The sequence below is a fragment of the Glycomyces luteolus genome (assembly GCF_027622875.1).
GTDB lineage: Bacteria > Actinomycetota > Actinomycetes > Mycobacteriales > Micromonosporaceae > Glycomyces > Glycomyces luteolus.
The window spans coordinates 1-887 of record NZ_JAPZVP010000046.1 but is presented as its reverse complement, the minus strand read 5'-3'; the positions used below and the strand labels follow the sequence as shown (position 1 = coordinate 887).

At 66.6% G+C, this 887-nt stretch carries 1 protein-coding gene; it reads left to right on the top strand.

Translation table 11 applies throughout. The annotated features are described in order from the left end of the window. The first annotated feature begins 101 nt into the window (after positions 1-101). Entirely contained in the window at positions 102-875 is a 774-nt protein-coding gene (locus O1R50_RS26135) for a transposase family protein (RefSeq protein ID WP_270113203.1), read from the top strand. Positions 876-887 lie beyond the last annotated feature (12 nt).

The window sequence follows — 887 nt, the reverse complement described above, 5'->3', positions numbered from 1 at the left end:
AGTGAGCCCTTCTCATCCTGGGTGAGTTTGGTTGCAGGGCATGGAAGAAGCTCCTGGTAGAACAACAGCTGTCTACTTCCGTTGCCTCCCAGGAGCTTCGAATGCTGTTGTATCAGGCGGCCTTGCCGCTGTCGACCCGGACCCTGACCTTCACCGCCCGGCTCATCAGTGCCCACCGCAGGACGATCGGGTCTCGCTGGCGGGTGCTCGACCCCGGCCGACAGGCGCTGCTCACTCTCGCCTACCTCCACCAGGGCCACACCTACGAGCAGCTCGCCCCGGGCTTCGGGATCTCCCGGGCCACCGCCGCCCGGCGGGTGAACGAAGTCATCGACCTGCTCTCGGCCCAGGCACCGAAGCTCCGGGCCGGCCTTCGTCGCGCGAAGCGCTCGGGCCGGGGCTTCGTGATCCTCGACGGCACCCTCATCCACACGTACCGCCTCGCTGCCGACCGGCCCTACTACCAGGTCAAGCACCGATCCCACGGCATGAACCTCCAGGCGATCGCCGATCCGGACGGGAACCTGATCTGGATCTCGGGCGCGATCCGCGGCTCGATCCACGACACCGCCGCGGCCCGCATCTGGCAGATCCCCCGGCTCCTGCGTGAGCACGGCCTGTTCGCCTTGGGCGACAAGGGCTACCAGGGCCTGGACCACGACCTGGTGGTCACGCCGTACAAGGGGAAGGGCAAGCCTGAGTATCAAAAGGCACACAACCGGCTGCACGCCCGGCTCCGCGGACCGGGCGAGCGCGTCTTCGCGGAACTCAAGAAGTGGCGCATCCTGCGGAAACTCCGCTGCGACCCACACCGGGCCACCCAAATCGCCCGCGCCATCGCCACTCTCAACTACCAAGAGCGCCAATCAGGATGAGAACACCTCAGT

Bases quoted from the DNA above. Each gene is read 5' to 3' on its own strand.
- O1R50_RS26135 (WP_270113203.1), top strand. From the start codon at position 102: ATGCTGTTGTATCAGGCGGCCTTGCCGCTGTCGACCCGGACCCTGACC.